The organism is Marinilactibacillus sp. Marseille-P9653 (assembly GCF_916618885.1).
Classification (GTDB): domain Bacteria; phylum Bacillota; class Bacilli; order Lactobacillales; family Carnobacteriaceae_A; genus Marinilactibacillus.
Map to the genome: position 1 here is coordinate 935026 of NZ_CAKAKH010000001.1, position 23554 is coordinate 958579.

The 23554-nt window shown below is 36.0% G+C and carries 19 protein-coding genes; 13 read left to right on the top strand and 6 right to left on the bottom strand.

Annotation, left to right across the window (positions count from 1 at the left end):
• Nucleotides 1-344 precede the first annotated feature (344 nt).
• Nucleotides 345-1724 (top strand): FAD-dependent oxidoreductase, encoded by a 1380-nt coding sequence (locus tag LG377_RS04755; protein WP_225743539.1) that lies wholly within the window; start codon nt 345-347, stop codon nt 1722-1724.
• Between the two features lie 109 nt (nt 1725-1833).
• Here the strand turns inward: LG377_RS04755 and LG377_RS04760 are convergent, their stop codons facing one another.
• The gene (locus LG377_RS04760; protein WP_225743540.1) at nt 1834-2385 is read right to left on the bottom strand and encodes an NADPH-dependent FMN reductase; all 552 of its coding nucleotides are present in this window, start codon (nt 2383-2385) and stop codon (nt 1834-1836) included.
• 319 nt (nt 2386-2704) lie between these two features.
• Nucleotides 2705-3244: an NADPH-dependent FMN reductase gene (locus tag LG377_RS04765; RefSeq protein ID WP_370632561.1), complete on the bottom strand. Its 540-nt coding sequence runs from the start codon at nt 3242-3244 to the stop codon at nt 2705-2707.
• Between the two features lie 249 nt (nt 3245-3493).
• Between LG377_RS04765 and LG377_RS04770 the strand changes: the two genes are divergently transcribed.
• Together LG377_RS04770 and LG377_RS04775 are read left to right on the top strand one after the other, a co-directional pair.
• Nucleotides 3494-4063: a TetR/AcrR family transcriptional regulator gene (locus LG377_RS04770; RefSeq protein ID WP_225743542.1), complete on the top strand. Its 570-nt coding sequence runs from the start codon at nt 3494-3496 to the stop codon at nt 4061-4063.
• 135 nt (nt 4064-4198) lie between these two features.
• Entirely contained in the window at nt 4199-5131 is a 933-nt protein-coding gene (locus tag LG377_RS04775) for a magnesium transporter CorA family protein (protein WP_225743543.1), read from the top strand.
• Between the two features lie 46 nt (nt 5132-5177).
• Here the strand turns inward: LG377_RS04775 and LG377_RS04780 are convergent, their stop codons facing one another.
• Nucleotides 5178-6122 (bottom strand): aldo/keto reductase, encoded by a 945-nt coding sequence (locus LG377_RS04780; protein WP_225743544.1) that lies wholly within the window; start codon nt 6120-6122, stop codon nt 5178-5180.
• Nucleotides 6123-6276: 154 nt separating this feature from the next.
• Between LG377_RS04780 and LG377_RS04785 the strand changes: the two genes are divergently transcribed.
• Both LG377_RS04785 and LG377_RS04790 read left to right on the top strand, forming a co-directional pair.
• On the top strand, nt 6277-6450 hold the full coding sequence (locus tag LG377_RS04785; RefSeq protein ID WP_225743545.1) for a PspC domain-containing protein: 174 nt from the start codon (nt 6277-6279) through the stop codon (nt 6448-6450).
• 139 nt (nt 6451-6589) lie between these two features.
• Entirely contained in the window at nt 6590-7030 is a 441-nt protein-coding gene (locus LG377_RS04790; protein ID WP_225743546.1) for a GNAT family N-acetyltransferase, read from the top strand.
• A 71-nt stretch (nt 7031-7101) separates the two neighbouring features.
• On the opposite strand, the gene LG377_RS04795 is transcribed toward LG377_RS04790, so the two are convergent.
• The 3 genes from LG377_RS04795 to LG377_RS04805 form a co-directional block, all read right to left on the bottom strand.
• A complete protein-coding gene (locus LG377_RS04795) occupies nt 7102-8013 on the bottom strand; it encodes an AEC family transporter (protein ID WP_225743547.1) in 912 nt (303 codons plus the stop codon).
• A 149-nt stretch (nt 8014-8162) separates the two neighbouring features.
• Nucleotides 8163-9920 (bottom strand): methyl-accepting chemotaxis protein, encoded by a 1758-nt coding sequence (locus LG377_RS04800; protein WP_225743548.1) that lies wholly within the window; start codon nt 9918-9920, stop codon nt 8163-8165.
• 396 nt (nt 9921-10316) lie between these two features.
• Nucleotides 10317-12077 (bottom strand): methyl-accepting chemotaxis protein, encoded by a 1761-nt coding sequence (locus LG377_RS04805; RefSeq protein ID WP_225743549.1) that lies wholly within the window; start codon nt 12075-12077, stop codon nt 10317-10319.
• 518 nt (nt 12078-12595) lie between these two features.
• On the opposite strand from LG377_RS04805, the gene LG377_RS04810 reads away from it, so the two are divergent.
• From LG377_RS04810 to LG377_RS04845, 8 genes are all read left to right on the top strand, one after another.
• Nucleotides 12596-13564 carry a phytoene/squalene synthase family protein gene (locus tag LG377_RS04810; protein ID WP_225743550.1) on the top strand — a complete coding sequence of 323 codons (969 nt, stop codon included), beginning with the start codon at nt 12596-12598 and terminating at the stop codon, nt 13562-13564.
• A 25-nt stretch (nt 13565-13589) separates the two neighbouring features.
• On the top strand, nt 13590-15104 hold the full coding sequence (locus LG377_RS04815; protein WP_225743551.1) for an NAD(P)/FAD-dependent oxidoreductase: 1515 nt from the start codon (nt 13590-13592) through the stop codon (nt 15102-15104).
• Between the two features lie 78 nt (nt 15105-15182).
• Entirely contained in the window at nt 15183-16310 is a 1128-nt protein-coding gene (locus tag LG377_RS04820; RefSeq protein WP_225743552.1) for a glycosyltransferase family 2 protein, read from the top strand.
• Nucleotides 16311-16324: 14 nt separating this feature from the next.
• A complete protein-coding gene (locus LG377_RS04825) occupies nt 16325-16822 on the top strand; it encodes a glycosyl-4,4'-diaponeurosporenoate acyltransferase (RefSeq protein WP_225743553.1) in 498 nt (165 codons plus the stop codon).
• A 73-nt stretch (nt 16823-16895) separates the two neighbouring features.
• On the top strand, nt 16896-17759 hold the full coding sequence (locus LG377_RS04830) for a VOC family protein (protein WP_225743554.1): 864 nt from the start codon (nt 16896-16898) through the stop codon (nt 17757-17759).
• Between the two features lie 58 nt (nt 17760-17817).
• The gene (locus LG377_RS04835; RefSeq protein ID WP_225743555.1) at nt 17818-18282 is read left to right on the top strand and encodes a glutathione peroxidase; all 465 of its coding nucleotides are present in this window, start codon (nt 17818-17820) and stop codon (nt 18280-18282) included.
• Nucleotides 18283-18457: 175 nt separating this feature from the next.
• Entirely contained in the window at nt 18458-19867 is a 1410-nt protein-coding gene (locus LG377_RS04840) for a deoxyribodipyrimidine photo-lyase (protein WP_225743556.1), read from the top strand.
• A 614-nt stretch (nt 19868-20481) separates the two neighbouring features.
• The gene (locus LG377_RS04845) at nt 20482-23349 is read left to right on the top strand and encodes a sigma-54-dependent transcriptional regulator (RefSeq protein WP_225744629.1); all 2868 of its coding nucleotides are present in this window, start codon (nt 20482-20484) and stop codon (nt 23347-23349) included.
• Nucleotides 23350-23554: the final 205 nt, after the last annotated feature.

A 23554-nucleotide genomic window follows, 5' to 3' on the forward strand; every position in this document is an offset into this window, starting at 1 on the left:
TCTAAGAATAAGGCTTTTTATAAAATAGATCTTATTGAATTAATTTGAACAAACCACTTGAAATATAAAAAATCAGGAGTATAATGAGTATGAAAACAGCAAGAGATCATGTTTTCATTGTAAGTAGAGTGCAGAAGATCATCAGGTAAGGGATACGAAAGTTTATATTTACAAATAAAACATAGACAGTATTTTATCGTGCGAAACAAGAGGAATCACTCTAATCGTGCTTGTGAATAGGTGTGCTATTTATTTTTGTGAACTCAATAACTTTCAGCCTGTCAGTCTCTCTGTTTTTCATTGCAAGACAAAATATTATATATTTCCTAGGAGGAAAATAGAGAATGAAAGTAGTAGTTGTAGGTTGTACACACGCTGGAACATCAGCGGTCAAAACGATTTTAACTGAAAATCCGGACGCACAAGTAACAGTATATGAAAGAAACGATAACGTATCTTTCCTATCATGTGGTATTGCATTGTATGTTGGTGGTGTTGTTAAAGATCCAGCAGGACTTTTCTACTCAAACCCAGAAGAATTAGCTGACTTTGGTGCAGATGTTAAAATGGAACATGATGTTTTAAACATTGATTCTGAAACTAAAACAGTAACTGTCAAAGACCTTAAAACTGGTGAAGAAACTCAAGACACTTATGATAAATTAGTTGTAACAACTGGTTCTTGGCCAATCATTCCTCCAATCCAAGGTATTCAAAGCAAGAACGTTGTACTTTGTAAAAACTATAACCAAGCACAAGAAATCATTGCACGTAAAGAAGGTAAACAAAAAATTACTGTCGTAGGTGGAGGATACATCGGGATCGAGCTTGTTGAAGCATTCGCTGAAGATGGTAAAGATGTAACATTAGTTGATGGTCTTGACCGTATCTTGAACAAATATCTAGATCCTGAATTCACTTCTGTATTGGAAGAGGACTTAAGAGGACGCGGTGTTAAAGTTCAATTAAACGAAATGGTTCAAGGATTCGAAGATAGTGAAGATGGAAAAACAACTACAGTTAAAACTTCTGGTGGAGAATATGAATCAGAAATGGTTATCTTATGTGTTGGTTTCCGTCCAAATACTGACCTTGTTAAAGGGCAAGTTGAAATGCTTGGAAATGGCGCAATCATCGTTGATAACTACATGCGTACAAGCAACCCAGACATCTTTGCAGCTGGAGATAGCTGTGCTGTAAACTATAACCCAACTGGTGGACACGCTTATATTCCATTAGCAACTAACGCTGTTCGTATGGGATTACTTGTAGGTAAAAACATTAAAGAACCAACATTAGAATACAGAGGAACTCAATCAACTTCTGGGTTACACTTATTCGGATGGAACATTGGTTCAACTGGTGTAAGTGAGTCTAGTGCTCCAGTAATGGGTCTTGAAGCACGTGCGGTTATGTTTGAAGATAACTACCGTCCAGAATTCATGCCAACTAACGAAAAAATCATGATGAAACTTGTTTATGAAGTAGGCACAAAACGTATTGTTGGTGGACAAGTCATGTCTAAATATGACATCACTCAATCAGCAAACACACTGTCACTTGCTATCCAAAACAGAATGACAATTGAAGATTTAGCACTAGTTGACTTCTTCTTCCAACCAGTATTCGATCGTCCTTGGAACTACTTGAACTTATTAGGACAAGCAGCAATGACACACGAAGCTGAACTAGAAAAAGAATCAATGAACGCTGGTTCTAACTAATTTAAAACGAACGCTTAAAAGAGGTTTCAGACGTATGTCTGAAACCTCTTTTTTTCGCAAAAAAAAGAAGCTTTACCAAATGGTAGGCTTCTTTAAGAGAGGGATTGAATTATCCTCTTACAGATTTAAGTGCAGTTCCCCAAGTGTTTAATTGATCTAACATCATAGTCATGTTTTCTAAGTGCAATTCACCTGGTTTGAATGTTGAGAAGTTTTCAAAGTCCAAGAATAGTGAGAATGTTGGGTGTACGCGAGTATCAGCAACCATTAATTCTCCTAAAATACCACGTAAGTGTTCAGCAGCACGTGCACCACCAGTAGAACCATAGCTCATAATACTTGCAGCTTTGTTGTTCCAAGCCGTTGTTGGTGCGCTATCAAGAGCATTTTTCAATGCACCAGTAATACTGTGGTTGTATTCAGCTACTACGAAGACATATGCGTCTAATTCGTTGATTTTTTCTGCCCATTTAGCTAAGCCTGGTTCTGTTCCGGCAGTTGTTCCTAAGAAAGGTAAGTCGTAATCAGCAATATCTACGATTTCATAGTGTGCGTCGTTTCTTTCGTCAGCGACTTTTTTAGCCCATTCTCCAACTTGTGTACTAACGCGTCCTTGTCTAGTGCTTCCTAAAACGATCCCGATTTTTAATTGTTCTGTCATGATAAAATCTCCTATTCTCTTTTTAAATTTAAGATGCTGCTTTTTCTCCAACATCTGTTGTATATACTTATTATAGCTTACAAAATGTAAGTGACAATAGACAATAATTGATAAGTGTTGCTTAAGCAACAAAATTTAATAAATGTCGATAAACTAATTGTGAAGTGATACTTCTGTGAATACTTCTAGTAAGAAAGAGTTTAATACTGAGTGTTACTCCGTTAATGACCATGGTTATTAACGAAATTTTATATTATTTTCTAATTCATTATATCGGTCTCAGTTTAAGTGCATGATTTCTTTATTAGTAAAGATTGAATTAGCTTCTTGCAGATTTAAGCGCTCTTCCCCAAGTGTTTAATTGTTCAAGCATCATAGTCATATTTTCTAAATGCAAATCTCCTGGTTCGAAAGTTGAGAAGTTTTCAAAGTCCATGAATAGTGAGAATGTTGGGTGTACACGTGTATCAGCAACCATCAATTCTCCTAAAATACCACGAAGGTGCTCAGCAGCACGCGCGCCACCAGTTGAACCGTAACTCATAATGCTTGCAGCTTTATTGTTCCAAGCAGTTGTAGGGGCACTGTCAATGGCATTTTTCAAAGCACCAGTGATGCCATGGTTATATTCAGCAACAACAAATACAAAGGCATCTAATTCGTTGATTTTTTCTCCCCATTTAGCTAGACCCGGTTCTGTTCCAGCAGTTGTTCCTAAGAATGGTAAATCGTAGTCGGCGATATCAACGATTTCGTAGTGTGTGTCGTTTCTTTCATCGGCAACTTTCTTAGCCCATTCTCCAACTTGTGTACTCACACGTCCTTGTCTAGTGCTTCCTAAAATAATACCGATCTTCAATGGTTCTGACAGGGTAGTTTCCTCTGTTCTCTTATTCTCTGCTTGTTGTCTTTTACCAAACATTTTTTTAATGATACTATTCATGACAAATTCTCCCATTCTCTTTTATTAACTAGTATTGATTTTTATCCAACATCTGTTGTATACTCTTATTATAGCTTACAAAATGTAAGTCGCAATAGACAGTAATTGATAAGTGTTGCTTAAGCAACAAAATTAAATAAATGTTGAGAAAGTATAGGTGAAGAAGTGCAAGAGATAGTAGAGAATAAAGATATTCGTAAAATTCGTACGCGCAAGTATATCATTAATGCTTTCTTTGAAGTGTTAAAGAAAAAATCGTTTGAAACAATACGAATTAGTGATATTACAACAAAGGCTATGGTTAATAGAGCGACATTTTATAACCACTTTGCAGATAAATACGAATTATTTGAAGTCGTTACAAAAGAAATCATTATGGAAAACGTCCGAAACCAACTTGCAGAAACTACTAACTTCTGCCAAAATACACTGACAAACGTATTTGTAGCATTAACAAACTATCATAATGAGTTGTATGCATTGTGCTCTTATAGCTATGATGAAATGGCTAGTATCAACGAAACGATTTTAAGAAAAGAAGTAGAACAAGTTCTTTTTGAATCGTTGAAGTTAAAATACTCTGAAAAATCAAAACAAGAAATACAAAACATGGCTTCTATATTTAGTTGGATGCTTTATGGTGCAGCCTACGAGTGGAAAAATCAGAATGAACTAGATCCAGTAGCTTATTTTGCTCAAACGATGGAATCTATTGAGTCCATACTCAATGAATAGAATAGATTCAATAGTTCTAAACCAGAACAGATTATTTCAAATTTGTTCTGGTTTTTATTTTGCTTTAAAAAATGCGATAATAGAAAAAAAGACATGATATAATGCTAAAGTCAAAGTATCTGAACGGAGAAAAACATGATATCCTATTATAAATTTGGAGAAGAAGTCAACAAAAGTACAAAAGCCGCTGCAGAGTGGATTTCAGTGACAAATCCTACGAGTGAGGATATTGAATATTTGTCCGCGACATATGATCTTCCAAGAGATTTGTTTGTGTCAGAATATTTCCCTGAGAGTATTACAGAGATTGAGCAAATCGAATCAAGTGTATTAGGAGAATGTCTATTTGTAGTCTTGATTAACTACAATGAAATCGTTCCGCATTCTGTCGAAAAAGGTCTTTATCCAGTTACTTTTATATTCAATGAAGATTTATTGATTACAATTGCGGATGAAAAGGATCAGTCTATTTTACCATCTATCCAAAATGAAGTTGATGCTGAAGTGAATTCGGGAGAACTGATCACGAGTTTTATTTTGAATATGTATCAATTGTACATTGCTGAATTGATCGATTTAAAGGTGCGCATCGATGATATCGACCAAAGGGCGAGAAATACAACGCAACGAGAAACACTGTTAGATTTGACAGATGCAGAGCGGGATATGGTTTTTTTGGAGCAAACATTAGATGATCAAAAGCAGACCATACTTAATTTACTAGAGCGAGATTTGTTTAAAAAAATGGCAGTAGAAGAGCGAATAATCAAAGAAATTCATAAAAAAATCAGGAAATCTGATCGGTTAGTAGAAATTTATAGAGACTTGATTGATACCACGGGTGGACTGATTTCGGATATGATCGACAGTCGTCTAAATAGGATCATGGAGTTCTTGGATTCCGCCCAGTTGGTGATCGCTATTCCTACGCTAATATTCAGCCTATGGGGCATTAACACAGGTGGACTGTTTGGTACCGATACACCTTTAGGATCGCTAATAGTTGTGATTTTAGCGGCTGTCTTAGGTTTAGGAACGTATTTCTATCTAAAAAGAAAGGAATACTAAAAAACAGAGTCTCCTTAATGAGAAGGAGACTCTGTTTTGGGTTTACTTATTTTAATTTAAAAGACGGTGGAAAGATATTTGCGATAAACTTGCATTCATCTTCCGTTAATTTGAAGTTAGCTGCTTCAAGATTTTGTTCCATTTGTTTACGATTTCGCGCACCAGGAATCACGGCATCTACGACATCTTTAGACAGATAATAGGCTAATACAATATTCTGTAGTCCTGTATTGTATTTTTCAGCTAAAGGTCTAATTTGTTCGACTTTTCCAAGTATTTCGCTATATGTTGGTTCTTGGAACTGAGGACGACTCTTTTGACGATCCGTTAGTTGAGTGTTCTGGTCGTATTTACCAGCTAAAAGTCCTGAAGCAAACGGGAAGTAAGGAATAAAGCTAATATTTTGTTCTTTATAATACTGGAATACTTTGCTTTCTGCTTCTTGATTCAGTAAATTGTATTCATCTTGTACAACATCGATATCCTGATGTACGTTTGCTTCTTTGATTTGATCAAATGAGAAATTCGAAACACCAATCGAACGAATTTTACCTTGTTCCTTCAGACGAGATAAAGCACCAATTGCTTCTGCTTTAGGCGTGTTTTCATCAGGGAAGTGGATATAGTAAAGGTCAATATAGTCCGTTTGTAGACGAGCTAAGCTATCTTCTACTTGCTTCGTCAGAAATTCAGGTGAGTTATTCAATTTCAATTCACCATCAACGTATTCATGCGCACCTTTTGTAGCAATCACGATATCTTGGCGTAAATTGTTCTTTTTAAGTGTTTCACCAATAATCGATTCAGATTTACCATCACCATAGATAAAAGCTGTATCGATAAAGTTCAATCCTTTATCAATGGCATCTAATAAAATATCGCCACCGTATTCTGTATTTGTTTCTGGATCGGCGTCACTAATTTTATTGGCACCTAAACCAATTGGATGTACTTTTAAACCGGATCTACCTAATGTCACAAATTCACTCATCAAATCTCTCCTTTAAATGGTTTCTAGTTCTTATTATATAGTAAAGAAATTCAAAAATCAGAATGATTTGCTCGCGTCAATATAATAGTTGCAATTATAGATAAAGAAGGTTATTTTAAGGTAAGTAATTACTTAATACCAAGGAGGAAACAATATGGATAAAAAATTAAGAAGGTCCAGAACAGACCGATGGTTTTCAGGAGTATGTGGAGGCATCGCAGAATATTTTGATATACCATCAATTGCGGTTAGACTTGGTTTTCTTATATTGTCACCAACGTTGTTAATTTATATTATTCTAGCAGTGTTAATTCCTGAAGAAGATTAATGTGTAAAAATATAAAAATCTTTCGTGGGGAATCTAAAACCTTGCGAGGGATTTTTTGTCTTTAAAGATATATTTTTGTAAAGTAGACTGCTATACTAATTTTATCCCAACAGGGGAATTATTTAAAGCAGGTGAATATATGGATAATCTTACGATAAGAAAAATCACGACTGAAGATGCTGAGTATCAAGGATCTCTAACATTAAGAGATAAAGTATTAAGAAAGCCCCTAGGTATTAGTTTAGAACAAGAAGCGAAATCATCTGAAGAAGACGCGCGCCATTTTGTGGCAATCTTAGAAGGTAAAGTTATTGGGACGCTGTTTCTTATAGAAACAGAAGATCAAATCTATCAAATGAGGCAAGTGGCAGTCGATCAAGACTATCAAGGGAAATCGATTGGAAAGCAATTAGTGATTGAAGCTGAAAAGTGGGCAAAAGATTTTGGTGTAAAGAAAATCTGGATGCACGCCAGACAAAATGCTTGGCCATTTTATGAAGCATTAGGCTATTTTTATACAAGTGACGAGTATATACAAATAGGTATCGTTCACAAAACAATGGAAAAGGTATTCAAATAAGTAAAAAGCAGGTCGTTTCTCAAAATCGAGAAGCTACCTGCTTTTTTAAGTCCCTTATCTTACGTTTTGTATTATGCAAGTAAGGTCAAAGCAATTGTCATGAGTACTAAGGAAACAATCATGCTGACGGATGAAAGAAAACTGGAAGTAGAGCGTTCATTTCCGTAAATAATCATGTTGATTGTCGATACCGTTCCTACCGGTGCAAGTAAAACTAACACAAGAGACAGTCTAACAAGTTCAGGAAGTGGTAATAAAAAGTAAAAACCAACAGCGATTGGAATGACTAATGCATAACGGATGGAAAGGACATTGGCTATTTTTTTAAGTGAACGCTTGTCAATTTCGATTTCAAGGTAAAGACCAATCATAAACATCGATAAAAAAGCATTTCCACTCGCAAAAAGCTGAACGACAGAAGTAACACTTGTAGGTACAGTAATGCCGATGAGTGCCAATAGTAGCATGATAGAATACGTCGTGAAAGCTGGTGAATGAAATAAACGAAGGACTCTTTTCAAGTAGCTCGACTCTTCACGTTCTTGCCCAAGTACATTATCTACAATCATTGGCGATCCGCCAAACAGCATAAGTGCATTCCCCATATCAAAACTACCAATAAAGGGAATCGCAGCGGGAAAGAGACCTTGAACAAAGGGAATGGTGAAGTTACCAATATTGAATCCCCCCTGAGAAAACATCATCATGGAACGTTCAGGTAGGCTTTTCTTTCTCCAGAATAACCCACCTGCAAGAATTAAGCCAATATTGCAGAATAAGCCAAGCCCAATCATGATAAATAATAAAACATCTACTTGTACAGCATTAAAACCAATAATGATTGTAGCAGGAAGTGTAATATTTAATACGATCTTTTGTAAAATTGTACCGTCGGTTGATCTTAATATGCCAGCTTTTTTAAAGAGGTAGGCGATGAATACAACGAGTAAAAAGCTAAAGGATTGCAAGAAAATCGATGCCATATAGACAAACTCCTTCATTTTATTTTGTAAGAGTACATAGTTTATCATAATGGCTTGAGTAAGATTGTTCAAGACATTCGATATTGATCTAAAAAAGCATGTCCTCCAATTTTTTGGAGGACATGCTTTTTTTAAACGACAATACTTGATTAGACGTCGAAGACTTGCATTTGATTTTCCAGATCTTGTGCAATCTCAACTAATTGAGAAATTTTTCCACCGTCTCCAGCGATTTCTTCCATTGAGCTACTAATTTGTTGTGTAGCAGCAGAAGTTTCTTCTACGCCGGCTGCTGATTCCTCAGAAACAGAAGCGACTTCTTCGATTGAAGCATTCATTTCGTCTGTATTTGTCTTAATCTCTGATAAGTTTGTATTGATAATATCTACGCTAGCCGCTACATTGTCTAAAGATTTAGAGATTTGTTTGAATGTGTCTCCGGTAGCTTTAATTTGTGTGGTTCCACTTTGGACTTCAGCGTAACCTTCCTGAAGTGAGTCACTAACGTTTTTAGATTCAATCTGTATCGTTTGAACAAAACCGGTAATTTCAGATACTGAGACATCTACTTGTTCTGCTAGCTTACGAACTTCGTCAGCAACAACAGCGAAGCCTTTTCCATGTTCGCCAGCACGAGCGGCTTCAATAGCAGCATTTAGTGCTAATAAGTTCGTTTGATCAGCAACGTTTTGAATGATTTCAACTAATTTTGAAATTTCTTGTGTTTGTGTATCAAGTTGGTCTACTTTTTCAACAGATTGTTTCACGATTTCATTGATTTTGGCCATCTGGCTTTCAGAAGACTCCATCAATGTACGGCCATTGTTTGTTTCATCCATGACCTTGTTTGATAGTATTTTGATGTATTGACCGTTTTCAGTTGTTGTATCTACTTTTTTGGAAAAATCATGCATGATTGTAGATAATTTACTTGCCGTATTCGCTTGGCTCTCAGAACCTTCTGAAAGTTCTTGCATCGTCATAGCGACTTGATCTGTTCCTGAAACGACTTCTGATGAAGTATCGAATAATTCTTTAGTGTTGTACGACAACGTATGAGAAACATCTGATATGCTGCCAACAAGTGCTTTTAAGCGGTCTTGCATGATATTTGTAGATTCCGATAATTGACCAGTCTCGTCTTGTGAAAGAATCGGAAGGTGAGGGTTGTTTAGTTTTCCTCTACGAACAATATCCATACGATTCATTACAGCTTTAATAGGTGTTGAGATAGCACGAGAGGTAAGTATTGCAACAATAACGCCTAACAAAATAACAACGATTGCGCTCACAATATTAGTTATAAAGGTGGATTTTACAATAGTTAAAACATCTGAGCCAGCTTGTTCGATAATTTCTTCTCTAGTAATAGAAGCACCAGAAAGTTCTTCAATCATAGCCGTTGTGGTAGGAGACAAAGCGTTCATATTCTGTAAAGCTTGTTCCGGATCTCCGCCGTCGTAAACAGCAATAACATCGTTGATTAGTGCTTCAGACCATTCTTGGTGTGTCACAATAAGTGCATCGGCTGTTTCAGATTCAGACATTTCTCCGATTCTTTCGAAGTAAGGCATTGCAGCAGCGGTATTATCACCAACTCTACTTTTAAAGAAAGCATCACCGGTTGCAAGGTAGCTTCTAACGTTATAGGCGCGTCTCGTTACGGAGAATGCAGCCCTTTCATCGGCAATCATTAGAGGAACGTGATATTCAACCATTGCTTCGGTATCTTTTTGAATTTTTTGACTCGAAAAAGAGGTAGCCGTTACTAAAACGATAACTAAAAATAGTACGATACCAAATCCAAATAATATTCTGGATTGTAAACTTTTGAATTTAATCCAGCTTTTCTTTTCTTTGTTCTCTTTATTTCTTTTTTGTTTGACCTTTTTTTCTTCTGCTGCCATTCTTCTATCTCCTTTTTCTTTGCTCCTTACAAACTATTTACCGAACCCGCTCATATGTACGTAGTGGAAAGATGAGTATCCACAAAAGTTGAGAGCTTTGCCAATAAATGAACTTAGTTTTACAGATGTTGAGCTTAAGTAAGAGAGCAAATGGAAAACGATTAGCTGATCTAGGTGAAATGATAATAAGTATGGGTGAGTACTTAATTAGCAATTACGTAGTACAACTATTTAGTTAATCATCTAACTCCACGAAAGTCATTATCGGAACAAATTAGATAAAATTAACATTTAAGTCCATTATAATTTTTATTTTACGAGAAAATTTGTTTTCAAACATTTAAGTAGCATAAAAAAACTCTGTCCCTCCTAGAGAGAAACAGAGTTGAATAGTATTTAAATTTGAAATCCTTTGACTAAGTTGTCCATATTCTGAGCAAGTTCAACTAATTGGGAAACCTTGCCGCCATCTCCAGCAATTTCTTCCATTGAACTATTGATTTGCTGAGTAGCAGCAGATGTTTCTTCTACACCTGCAGCTGATTCTTCCGATACAGAAGCAACTTCTTCAATTGAAGCGTTCATATCATCGGTATGACTCTTAATTTCTGTCAGGTTTGAATTAATGGTAATGATACTGCTAGCTACATCGCTTAATGAGTGACTGATTTGATTAAAGGTTCCAGCAGTTGATTTGATTTGAGAAGTGCCACTTTCAACTTCAGCATAACCTTTTTTCAATGACTCACTAACGCCTTTGGATTCAACTTGAATGGCTTGAACAAAGCCAGTGATTTCGTTCACAGAAACTTCAACTTGTTCAGCAAGCTTGCGTACTTCATCAGCTACGACTGCAAATCCTTTTCCGTGATCTCCAGCTCTAGCGGCTTCGATAGCAGCATTCAAAGCAAGCAAGTTCGTTTGGTTCGCAACGTTTTGAATAATTTCAACCAACTTGGAAATTTCTTGAGTCTGATGATCTAATTGATCTACTTTTGAAACGGATTGTTTTACGATATCATTGATTTTTTGCATCTGAGCTTCTGAAGTGGCCATCATTGATGTACCATTTGCAGTTTCTTCGATCACTTTAGCAGATAGACGATTGATATTTTGACCATTTTCAGTCGTTGAAGCGACTTTTTCAGAAAAACTTTCCATGATGCTAGCAAGTTTACTTGCTGTGTTTGCCTGGTTCTCAGAACCTTCAGATAATTCTTGCATTGTCATAGCAACTTGATCTGTACCAGACATAACTTCAGATGACGTTTCAGATAACTCTTTACTATTATAAGTCAATAGGTAAGAGACTTCAGAAATATTGGATATCATATCTTTTAAAGTATCTTGCATGCCGTTTGCAGCTTCAGCAAGTTTACCTGTTTCATCTCGACTATCAATGACTAGATGATCACCTTTTAGGTTTCCATCTTTAATCTCAGTCACTTTTTTCATCACATGTTTGATTGGGATAGAGATAGAACGAGCGGTCAGTATGGCTACAGCTATTGCTAAAATAATGACTAAGATGGCTACAACAATATTGACGATAAACGAAAAATCACTAATTTCTTTGATGTTTTCTCCAGCCTCAAAAATTAGCTGCTCTCGCTCTTTCGCAGCAGCTGAAAATCCATCTAACATCTGTGTAGTAGTAGCAGACATATTGTCGAGATTTGCTATAGCTTGTTCTTCATCGCCATTCTGGTAAACATAAAGAACATCATTTAAAATATCTTCAGTCCAAGCGTCGTGCGTTTGAGATAAGTTATATATTGTTTCAGAGTCTGATAACGACGTCAGAGTTTCCATGTATGGTTTGACTGCTTCAGAACTTTCTATGAACATATCGATATAATTTTCTCTTCCAGTCATTAAGTATGCACGAACGTTCGTTGAACGTCTGGCAATTGAAAACCCAACGCGTTCGTCCGCAATCATTAAAGGGACTTCATGTTCAATTAATAATCTAGTTTCTGCATCTGTCTTTCTATCCATCATACTGCTTTCAATAATAAGTCCAATAACTAATAAAACAACTAAACCAAAACCAAATAATATTTTTGCCTGTAAACTGCGAAATTTGAATGGTTTTCCAAATTTCTTTTTCTCTTTAACCTTTTGACTATGTGTTACTCCATTTGTGGTTGCTTCCATTTTATCAATCACTCCTTCCTAGTTATTATCGGTAGATCAATAGAAGAATTTAGTGGAAGTATAGGAGTTGGTGATAGATTGTAAGCACTAATAGAAAGTAAGTAGTTCTTTATGTATTATACATATGTGTATAATACATAGTATGTTTTGTATTGCACTTGCAAATTTATGCAAACTCAGTCTTCATAGTCATGAGTTCTTATGCGTAGAAACAGCATTTTTAGATAACGGATGATATATGTATGCAATAAAGTCCAAATAAATAAATATAACTACATGTATGAATTCGTCATTTTTTTAAGCAAATTAGGATTAAAATAACGAGAAGGTTGTTGTGAACAAAAAAAGACACTGAAAAATACCAATTGTTTTGTTACTTGCAAGTCTTTTATCGAAATCAATCGATCAATTTTTAATGAATTAAATCGTTGAACACTTTTTGATAACGGGTAATATGTTAATATAAAGTAAAGGTTCCTATCTTGAGAAAATTAAAGACTTCTGGTAGGGAAAAACTCTTGTTTAATATAAAATTAGATACATATTGCCTAAAATTTATTTTGTGCAGACTATCTAATCCATTTCGAGGAGGAAGTGAAATCGAAAAGGGAAAGCGTGAGCAAACAAGTCTGGAAAAAGACTATGACTATTGCGAAGAAATTATAAAAGAGCATTCAAAAAGTTTTTATTTTGCTTTTTCAAGATTACCAGAAGAAAAAGCTAAAGCAGTCTATGCAATTTATGCATTTTGTAGACAGGCAGATGACAGTATCGATGAAGCCGATTCTTCCAAAGAGCAGCAAAAAGCATTACTAAGTATCAAAAAAATGCTGGAGCAATTTGAAAAAGGGGAAGATTCTGACCACCCAGTGTGGAGAGCGTTAAGAGACGTATTTAATCGTTTTGACATGTCATTGAAGCCATTTTACGATCAGTTGGAAGGTCAGACCATGGATTACAACTTCAAGCAACCCGAAACGCTAACTGATCTAGAAAAGTACAGTTACTTTGTAGCTGGATCAGTTGGATTAATGCTACTCCCGATACTGGCGACAAATCATCATCAAGAATTGAAAGAGACTGCAATTTCTCTTGGAGTCGCAATGCAAATCACTAACATCTTAAGAGACATCGGTGAAGATCAGAAAGAGATTAATAGAATTTATCTTCCCGTTGAGCTTATGAAAGAAGCTGGTTATACCTATGATGATTTAAAGAGTCAGGTCATTAATCCTTCATTTATATCTATGTGGGAAACATTAGCTTCTAGGTCAGAAACGCTTTACAAGATTGTCAAACAAGATCTAAATAAATTTGACTCAGATAGTCAATTACCTGTCTTGTTATCAGCAAATGTTTATGCCGAAATACTAGCGACTGTTCGTAAGAATGGATACGACTGTTTTAATCAAAGAAATAAGACCTCATTCATTAGAAAACTTAGTATCTATAAAAATACTAGAAAAACATTGAAAGCTTATAAGTAAGGTACTGGACAAAGGAGAACAGATCATGACGATTGAAGTACATTCAAGCATAGAAAAGTCAGTAACGGTGATCGGTGGCGGTTTAGGAGGGATTTCTGCAGCAATCGCGCTTGCTCAAAGTGGGTATAAGGTAGCACTGTATGAAAAAAACCAGCATATAGGTGGAAAGCTGAACCGACTAGAAGTGGAAGGATATGGATTTGATTTGGGTCCGTCCATTCTAACGATGCCTTTTATTTTTGAACGACTGTTTCTTGTTGGTAACAAGAAAATGGAAGATTATGTAAAATTTGAAAAGCTTGATTTACAATGGCGGTCATTTTTCACAGATGGTACAACAATAGATCTTTATGAACAACTTTCCGATATGGATCAGCACAATCCGTCTTTAAGTAAGAAAGATATGGAAGAGTATGAAGCGTTTTTAGAATACTCTAAATCTCTTTATGAAATCACTCAAGAAGGTTATTTTGATAAAGGACTGGATACAACTTTTGATATCATCAAATACCACGGACCGATATCAGCTTTTAAAGGGTTTGATTTACTTTCAACAATGTCTAGCGCGATTGAAAAAAGAATCAGCAACCCTCATTTGAGAGATATGCTGAAATATTACATCAAGTATGTTGGTTCATCTGCCGAAGATGCCCCTGCAATTTTAAATATGCTCGCATACATGCAACATGATTTAGGATTGTGGTATGTTCCCGGTGGTATGCATAAGCTTGGTGAAGCATTACAAAAGTTAGCTTTAGAAGAAGGCGTAGCGATTTATAATGGACAAGAGGTTGTGCGTCTTGAGAAAGATACACACAAAAATATTACAGCAGCTGTCTTAGCAAACGGGGAAATTGTGGAGTCTGACTATTATGTTTCTAATATGGAAGTCATTCCGACTTACCGTTATTTACTAGATGAAGACAAAAAAGGAATGAAAAAACTAGAAGAAAAATTCGAGCCAGCAGCTTCCGGGATGGTTCTTCACCTTGGGGTGGATAAATTATATCCACAGCTAGCACACCATAACTTCTTTTTCTCAAATGATTCTAAAAAAAATTATGAGTCTGTTTTTCATCGTCACGAACTTCCTGAAGATCCAACGATCTACTTGGTCAATGTCAATAAAACAGACTCAGGCCAAGCTCCAGAGGGACATGAGAACATCAAAATTTTACCGCACATCCCTTATGTACAAGATGAGCCGTTTACAGATCAGCAATATGCCGATTTAAGAGAACGTGTACTGATCAAGCTAGAAAATATGGGACTGACTGATTTAAGAGAGCATATCGTATTTGAAGATATGTGGTTACCAGAAGATATCCAGCAGACATATTACTCAAACCGCGGCGCAATCTATGGCGTATTGGCTGATAAAAAAGCCAATAATGGATTCAAGCATCCTAAACATAGTGACCGTTATGATAACTTGTACTTTGTCGGTGGTTCAGTAAATCCAGGTGGCGGCATGCCTATGGTTACGTTAAGTGGGCAACAAGTTAGAGATATGATCGTAAGAAGAGATGCAAAGTCATGATTATAGAATAAAAGCGAAGGCAATAAGCTTTCGCGCTACATAAGTTTATCGTTTAGAAGGTTTAGTTAGGAGAATTGCATGCACGTATTATTGATTATGAGTATTTTCGTTATTTTAATCGCGATAGGTAGTGGGTTTTTTATGCTCTGGAATTTTCCTTATATCGCAAGATATAAAGGTGAGAAAAGAGGTTATCCAGCAATCTCTATAATTATCCCTGTCAGAAATGAAGAAGATAATATTTCTAATTTATTAGACTCTCTTTTTGCTCAATCCTTAAAACCAAAAGAAATCATCGTTGTGGATGACGACTCGACCGATCGAACAGTCGAAATACTCTCCAGATATGATGTCAAAATCAAACAAAGAGATCAAGCGATTGATGATCCGCAACTTGTTGGTAAAACAGTGGCCTGTTATAGAGGGGCTAGAGATGCGACAGGGGAATGGCTGATGTTTATAGATGCAGACACGACCTTTGATCATGAGAATAGTCTAGAATCAATCTGTCAATCTTTTCAAGAAAAGCATGCATCAGGCTTATTTACCATACAGCCGTATCATCGAACAAAAAGATTGTATGAGCACTTTTCAGCACCACTTAATATGATTGTAGTAGCAGGACTAAATGCCTTTACACCTTTAAAAGAACGGTTTGAAACTGGTGGTGCGTTTGGACCTTTCTTGATGTGTACATCCAAAGAGTATGAACAAACAGGTGGTCATGAGAAAACACTAGATTCATACATGGATAATATTGAACTAGCAAAAGTCTTTCAGGCAAACAATCTTCCTATTCATAATTATGGTGGGAGAGGTGTTTTCTCTTACCGAATGTATCCAGAAGGACCTAAGCAGTGGCTGCTAGGATGGTCTAAAAGCGTCGCGAACGGTTCAAGCAACACACATCCATCGGTCATGTCAGCGATCAGCCTGTGGATAACAGGTGGGTATATTGCTGTAATTTTACTTGTGTTATCTTTATGGTTAACGATGCCAATTTGGACAGGCATCAGTGTTTTTTTGTATGCCTGTTATGCTTGCCAGTTTATGTGGCTTGCTGGGAAAGTTGGTAAATTTCCTAACTGGTTGTTTCTGATTTACCCTGTAGTACTGAGTGCTTTTGTGGGGGTATTTACTTGGTCTTATATTCAAGTTAACGTACTGCATGTTGTTTCTTGGAGAGACCGTAAAATCAATGTCTAAGAAAGGATGAAACGATGAGTCAAGTATTGATTCTGATAGCAGTAAACGGTGTGGCCTGGTTTATCATTCATTTTGGTGTCTCGGTCGGATTACTTAAAGTATCAGATTTGACGTTCAGCAATCATCCTTTTTTTATAAAATTGTTTGTATCGTATGATTGGGAAAATGAGGGTGAATTCTGGGAGCAAAAAACAGGTGTTAAAGAATGGAAAGATCGATTGCCAGACGGAGCTTCTTTATTTGGAATGGGATACAAGAAAAAGCACTTAGCCGCTAAAAGCCAAGCGGACTATCCTAAATTTATTTTAGAGACAAAAAGAGCAGAATTGACGCATTGGATGATCTTATTACCGGTGCCGTTATTTTTCCTATGGAATCCGCTTTGGGCAGCCTGGTTGAATGTTTTGTATGCCTTGATCATTAACGTACCTTTTATCATTATTCAGAGATATAACCGACCAAGACTTGAAAGAATACAAAAAATGAAAGAATGTAAGAGAATTTTTAAATAGTAGTGGACACTTTTCCACTTACAGTATATGATATAGGTAGTTAACTTATAAAAAGTAAGTAAGGGGTCTATTTATGAATACATCATACAAAATTGAACAAACTGCTAGTATCGGATCGGTTACGTTAAAAGTTAAAGATTTAAATCGCATTTCTGAGTATTATCAGGAATTAGGTTTGACCGTAATAGAAGCGGCAGAAGATAAAGTTTCTCTAGGTGTTAGTGGTTCTGATCAGCCATTGTTAGTTTTAAAAACTATTCAAAACGCAGTAGATAGAAGAGCTGCTGGGTTATTTCATACAGCATTTTTATTACCCAGTCGTAAAGATCTAGGCGACACACTTTACAGACTACTTGTGAAGAAAATTCCGATCGATGGTGCTTCAGATCACGGGTATAGTGAAGCAATCTACTTACAAGATCCAGAAGGTAACGGGATTGAGATTTACCGTGATAAACCAAAAAGTGAATGGGATATTCGAGAGGACGGAAGAATCGCTGGTATTACGATTGAAATGGATGCGGACGGTGTAATAGAAAGTAGAGACCAGTCTGGTACGGTAGAAAAGTTTCCTGAAAACACTACAATAGGTCATATTCATTTATCAATAATTGATCTAGATGAAACACAAGCGTTCTATCAACAGTTAGGATTTGATCTAACTGATCAATTTGGAGATCAAGCGAGGTTCTTTTCAGCGGGTGGATATCACCATCATATTGGTACAAATATTTGGATGGGCAAAAATTTACCTAAATTATCAGAAGAAGATCTAGGTTTAGAATCTTATTCAGTCCTATTGTCTTCTGAAGAATCTCTTGAAAAATTGAAACAAATTATAGAACTCCGTGGTATACTTGTATTAGAAGATACTCATGAAGTTCTATCTGTATTAGACCCTAACGGTATCAAAGTGATATTTGAGCTTAGAAGATAAGCTGTACTTTGTGTATCTTCTTTCTAAAATTAAGAGGATGAGAAAGGATTGAAATTGAATGACTATAGCAGATTTCACGGTAAAAAATTTAGAAGGCAAAGATGTAGACCTTTCTAATTACACAGGTAAACCGATACTAATCGTTAATACGGCTAGCAAATGTGGACTGGCTTCTCAATTAAAAGACCTTGAAGAATTATATCAATCTTATAAAGACAGAGGGTTTATCGTACTAGGATTTCCGTGTAATCAATTTATGAACCAGGAACCGCTTGAAAGTGGAGAAATTGCTGAATTTTGCAATACGAATTACGATGTGACTTTTCCTATGTTTGACAAAGTGAATGTTAATGGAGCAGACGCACATCCTTTATTCAAACATTTGAAAGAAAAGACTGGAAACAAAATGATCAAATGGAATTATACAAAGTTTTTGATTGATTCAAATGGAGAAGTCATTAACAGATACGCTCCAACAACAAAACCTGTGAAAATTGTAGAAGACTTAGTTTCTATTCTTTAATAGATGATGAATGAACTGCCTTATACAGTATCGGTTAAACTAAACCGACTTACTGAATAGGGTATTTTTTATTTTATTCTGTTCATTAATTTAAATAACGCATAAGATTTAATCATTGTATCTGAAAATAGAGTGTGTCATACTTTTATACTAAGAGAATTAAGGAGAGTACAATATGGTATCGGTAATGTGGTTTCGAAGAGATTTAAGATTAGAAGATAATATTGCTTTATCGCAAGCGTTTGAAAAGTCAGAAAAACTCATATTATTATTTCAAATAAACCCAGAACAGTTTTTAGACGATAGTATGAATCATGCAGCATTCTTTACGAGTGTGCTCCATTTAAAAAAAGAGATTGAAAAACAAGGAATGCACTTACAGATATTACATGGGAATATAGAAGAGAGTTTTCAGAAATTGAAAAAAGATGTACCGGACTGGACCGACATTTACTTCAATCAAGATGAAAAAGGATACGGAAAACAACGTGACGACTTGATGAGAATTTTTTTCAAGGATAACGATATCTCTGTTCATACTTATATGGATCATTACTTGCACGGTGCATATGAAGTCCATAACAATTCAGGTGATTTGTATAAAGTGTTTACTCCTTATTACAATAAATGGATTGAACTGGATAAACCAACTCCAATGAAAGTGGAGATAGACCAGAGTAAGGTCATGAAAAAAGTTTTGTACGCTGATAATGAGGAAAAACTGGAAAAGATGGTTGAAGAGGCAGAACTAGATATCAATTATAAACCAGGGACTCAAGCAGCAAAAGAGCAGTTAAAAATATTCATCGAGGAAAGACTAGATGATTATAAAGTCGGAAGAGACTATCCCAATAAGGATAAAACGAGTCGATTATCTCAACATATGCGATTAGGTGAACTCAGTATTCGAACGCTCTGGGCCGCTGTACAAGCAGAAACGAGTAACGAGAGTCAGCGAACTTTTTTAAAGGAATTATGCTGGCGAGATTTTTACCACATGATCTATGTAGGAAATCCTAATCAAAAAGAGCAGCCTGTCAAGGAACAGTTTTCTCATATTCAATGGGATAATGATGAAGAACAATTTGAAAGGTGGGTTCAAGGAAAAACCGGTTATCCGATAGTGGATGCAGCGATGAGACAATTGAGTGCGTTAGGCTGGATGCACAATCGTTTAAGAATGATTACTGCTTCTTTTTTGACAAAAGACTTATTGATCGACTGGCGCTGGGGAGAAAAGTATTTCCAGAAGATGTTGACTGATTACGATCCATGCAATAACATCGGTGGATGGCAATGGGCAGCTTCTACTGGAACAGATGCTGTTCCTTATTTTAGAATATTCAACCCAACGACTCAATCTGAAAAATATGACAAATCTGGAGATTTTATAAGAGAGTTTGTACCTGAACTCAAATCTGTGAAAGACAAATACATTCATGCTCCGGAGAAAATGAGTAAAGAAGAACAAGAAGCTTGCGGTGTGATTATTGGAGAAAGTTATCCGGCGCCTATTGTAAATCATTCAACTGCTCGTAAACGAGCGATTTCAATTTATGAAGAAAGTAAAGACATCAAACAATAGAGAAATTCCTAATTAATTTATGTATGAGCGTTCAAAACGCTGTATATGTGAAATGTATACAAGTTGAGAATCGACTTAAACTATATATCACCTTTTTATATAAAGGTTTTTGAATTGTAGTTTAGATTTTTAGGTTAATTTTTAAATTTATTGTTGACTATTTCACATACTTGCTTTATAGTACTAATTGTAATGAAAAGAGAAGAACTTTCTTATTTGCATTCTCTCCTCTTCTCTTTTCATTCATTGTTTCAAAGTGTTAGGGATTGAAAGAATCATTTATCTGATCCAGTCCCGTTTCAATATAAGACTATACTTTTGTCGTCTGATCCTCAGCGATAAGTATATCATTTACGGGTATCCCTTACCGGGTGATAGAGAGAAAAAAGGTGTGGCCCTTTTTTCTCTCTACACTCTTTTTATTTAAATTTTTTTCAATGAGTAGTGGAATAGAAGAATTAGCTGGAAGTAATATTTTACATAAAACGAACACACTATAAGTGAATGAGCATATAAATTTATGTTTTTTCTCGTATAGTGTGTTTTGTTTGTGTGTTTTCTAGTGTATACTGTCTTTGGAGTTTCAAGTAGAGGAAAAACTTGAAAGGGAGCCTATTATGAAAAGAAAAGAGCGTATACTGGAATATGTTTTAGAACAAACTAAAGGATACACTAAGAATGAACTGGAGTTAAAACAAGGTGTAACCACTCAGCAACTTTCAGAGTCATTGGATATCTTGCGGAGCAATGTCTCAAAAGATCTGAATGAACTAGTTCGAGAAGGTCAATTGTATAAAATTGAAGGACGGCCTGTAAAGTACATTGATATTAAACTTATGAGGCACAAACCACTTACAAAATATGTCTCTAGTTATAAGGAAAACAAACAACCTACAACTGTATCAGAAACAGGCATCCATAATTTTTCTTTCTCATCAGAAGAAGATATTTTTGAAACAACGATTGGTGCAAACGGGAGTATGAAGAATGCTGTAGAGCAAGCCAAAGCAGCTGTACTTTACCCACCCAAAGGATTAAATACACTGATAACAGGCCCTACTGGCTCAGGTAAAACTTTTTTTGCGCATGCAATGTTCCGGTTTGCCCAAGCAAATGGAATGGTTGACGCTTCTAAAGAGCTCATTGTATTTAACTGTGCGGATTATGCACATAATCCTGAATTATTGATGAGTCATTTATTTGGTTATTCAAAAGGTGCCTTTACAGGTGCTGTGGCAGATAAGGAAGGTTTGATTCAACAAGCTGACGGAAGTATGCTTTTCTTAGATGAAATCCATAGACTTCCACCTGAAGGTCAGGAAATGATTTTTTATTTCATGGATCATGGTACGTATAGCCGGATGGGTGAAACCGGTAAAGCTAGGGGGGCAGAGGTCAGAATTGTCAGTGCGACAACAGAAGATCCTGGATCAACTTTACTGGACACTTTCATGAGAAGGATCCCCATAAATATTCATCTTCCATCATTCAAGCATCGACCGGCTAACGAACAAATCGACTTAGTAAAACTCATGGCTGGAATTGAAGCAAATCGTATTCAAAGAAGAATTAGTTTGACAGAAGATGTGATAAAAGCGCTGATTGCAAGTGTTGGCTACGGAAATGTTGGACAGTTGAAATCTAATATTCAATTAGTGTGTGCTCGAGGGTTCATGCATCAAATGCATAAGGATGAAGTGAACTTAACGGTAATTGACTTACCAGATGGAATTAAATCTGGTTTAGTGCAGTTATCTTCAGATCGTAAAGGACAAACGGAATTATCGAAGTTTTTAGAACCAGTCATCACAGTTTCTCCAAATGAATCCTTTGTTAAGATGAAGACGGATGCGTATGAATTGCCATACAACCTTTATGACATTATCGGTGACAAAGCGGCGCTTTTGAAAGCGGAAGGATTAGATCAGGAATCCATCAACCATTACATTTCAACAGATATTAATGTTCACTTAAAGTCGTATTATCGAAATCACGGGTTTTCATTTAACACGGAATCTAAATTAGCTGAATTTGTAAACGTAGAAGTGATTCAACTGACTCGAACACTTTATGATCTGGTTAAAAAAAGATTGGGTCCTGAATTTCAGCAGAATTTCATCTATGCCATGAGCTTGCATATTAGTTCTTTTCTTAAAAAGATCTATCTAGGAGAAGAGCGCAGTATTAATCACAATATTAAAGAGATGGCCATTGATTTTCCAGAAGAATATGAGGTAGCTAAAGAAATCCGAGAAATCATTTCAGAAGAACTCTCAGTTTCTATTCCAGATAATGAAATTTACTATTTAACCGTCTTGTTGGTTTCTTTGAAAGACGAGCAAGCTAAAGGAAAAGTCGGAATTGTTGTAGCAACACACGGTCAGTCTACTGCGAGTAGTATGGCAAGCGTTGTTGAAGAGTTACTGGATATCGAAAAGTTACTCGCGATTGATATGCCCTTGGATATGCCTCCTCAGACAGCTTATGAGCGAGTAAAGCAGGCTGTAACAGAAGTAGATGAGGGTAATGGTGTATTACTACTAGTGGATATGGGGTCCTTGTTTACTTTCGGAGATAAATTAACTGAAGAAACAGGTGTCGCCGTCAAAACAATAGACATGGTCTCAACAGCTGTTGTTTTAGAAGCGGTTAGGAAAGCTTCATTGGTGGACACAGATTTGAATACACTGTATGATTCTTTGAAAATATTTAGAGGATATGTAGATACAGTTAAAACGAAGCCAATTGAGTTTGATTTGACAAAAATAAAACCTCAAGTCATTCTTGCGGTTTGTGCGAGTGGAGAAGGAACAGCTCAGAAAATCAAAGAGCTTGTAGAAGGGGCGATTGACCAGAACTTTGAAATTGACTTATCTGTTGTAGCTTGTTCTGTAGCAGAGCTGAAGGAACGAAAAGAAGATTTGAAGAAAGATTACTCTATTATTGCGACTACCGGAATCATGAATCCTAAGCTAGATGCGCCATTCATTCCACTAGAACAATTCATTGAACAAGATGTAGCGGTTGTTTTAAATGATCTTGTTTCTAAAAACAATCATGCTTACCTTAGGCCAGAACTAGACGAAGATAGCGCTAGAAGATTATGCCAAAACTTCATTGAAGAAAGTTTCACTTTCATTAATCCGGCGAAAGTTATTGACCCACTCTGGTCATTCGCTCAAGAGTTTTACACACTGTCTAATGAAGAAAAAGATCAATACGCTTTCAATATCAACTTGATTATGCACTTAGCCGGTGTTTTGGAGCGATCGGTCCTAAATGAAGCACTGACGATTGACATAGACGCAGATGAGATACAGCAGCATGAGCTCTATCCGCCTGTAAAAAATAGTGTTGGGAAGCTTGAACAACAATTGAACGTAAATATCAGTCTTAGTGAATACTATTATCTGTATCATTACATTGAAAGTCATTTAAATACTGAAAAAGACAATCAGATTGATGAAATATTTGAAGATTAAATAAAACACTTAAAACACACTGACAAGTTGTATTGTTAGTGTGTTTTTTTAGTGTATCGAAACAATGCTTGTTAGACCGCTGTTTTCTGTATTTAAAAGTTGGCACGCTTCTTGCTTATAGTTAAGTGAGCACAGATAATCAGTCAGTGGATTAATTGAAATGACCGCTCTAATTCTAGAGAGGCGTTTGAGGATGTCCATTCAT

Coding starts and splice junctions, on each gene's coding strand:
- LG377_RS04755 (WP_225743539.1), top strand. CDS start 345: ATGAAAGTAGTAGTTGTAGGTTGTACACACGCTGGAACATCAGCGGTC.
- LG377_RS04760 (WP_225743540.1), bottom strand. CDS start 2,385: ATGACAGAACAATTAAAAATCGGGATCGTTTTAGGAAGCACTAGACAA.
- LG377_RS04775 (WP_225743543.1), top strand. CDS start 4,199: ATGATATCCTATTATAAATTTGGAGAAGAAGTCAACAAAAGTACAAAA.
- LG377_RS04780 (WP_225743544.1), bottom strand. CDS start 6,122: ATGAGTGAATTTGTGACATTAGGTAGATCCGGTTTAAAAGTACATCCA.
- LG377_RS04785 (WP_225743545.1), top strand. CDS start 6,277: ATGGATAAAAAATTAAGAAGGTCCAGAACAGACCGATGGTTTTCAGGA.
- LG377_RS04790 (WP_225743546.1), top strand. CDS start 6,590: ATGGATAATCTTACGATAAGAAAAATCACGACTGAAGATGCTGAGTAT.
- LG377_RS04795 (WP_225743547.1), bottom strand. CDS start 8,013: ATGGCATCGATTTTCTTGCAATCCTTTAGCTTTTTACTCGTTGTATTC.
- LG377_RS04800 (WP_225743548.1), bottom strand. CDS start 9,920: ATGGCAGCAGAAGAAAAAAAGGTCAAACAAAAAAGAAATAAAGAGAAC.
- LG377_RS04805 (WP_225743549.1), bottom strand. CDS start 12,077: ATGGAAGCAACCACAAATGGAGTAACACATAGTCAAAAGGTTAAAGAG.
- LG377_RS04815 (WP_225743551.1), top strand. CDS start 13,590: ATGACGATTGAAGTACATTCAAGCATAGAAAAGTCAGTAACGGTGATC.
- LG377_RS04820 (WP_225743552.1), top strand. CDS start 15,183: ATGCACGTATTATTGATTATGAGTATTTTCGTTATTTTAATCGCGATA.
- LG377_RS04825 (WP_225743553.1), top strand. CDS start 16,325: ATGAGTCAAGTATTGATTCTGATAGCAGTAAACGGTGTGGCCTGGTTT.
- LG377_RS04830 (WP_225743554.1), top strand. CDS start 16,896: ATGAATACATCATACAAAATTGAACAAACTGCTAGTATCGGATCGGTT.
- LG377_RS04835 (WP_225743555.1), top strand. CDS start 17,818: ATGACTATAGCAGATTTCACGGTAAAAAATTTAGAAGGCAAAGATGTA.
- LG377_RS04840 (WP_225743556.1), top strand. CDS start 18,458: ATGGTATCGGTAATGTGGTTTCGAAGAGATTTAAGATTAGAAGATAAT.